At 51.7% G+C, this 238-nt stretch carries 1 protein-coding gene; it reads left to right on the top strand.

Going from position 1 to position 238, the window contains the following annotated elements:
* Positions 1–238: condensation domain-containing protein (locus G9G53_RS26070; RefSeq protein WP_165150922.1), on the top strand; the 238-nt coding region annotated here is incomplete at both ends.

Raw genomic sequence — 238 nt, 5'->3', positions numbered from 1 at the left:
AACGGACAAACGGCTCGCCTTCCGCACAAAACGGATTCGTTCCGCACCTGGGCGGATGGGCAGTCTCAATATGCGAATAGTCCGGCCATGGCAGCAGAACTTGCATTCTGGAAGGAAATGGAACATGGCGTATATCAGCCGCTTCCAAAAGACGAGTCCCCTTCTCATTCCTTGAATAGGGACAGCGAGAACATGACAGTTACGTGGACAGCTCAGGAAACGGAGCAGTTGTTAAAAC

The organism is Paenibacillus sp. EKM206P (assembly GCF_011066155.1).
Classification (GTDB): domain Bacteria; phylum Bacillota; class Bacilli; order Paenibacillales; family Paenibacillaceae; genus Paenibacillus; species Paenibacillus polymyxa_D.
Note: the sequence above shows the minus strand (reverse complement) of the source record. Positions and strands in the feature narration are given on the sequence as shown.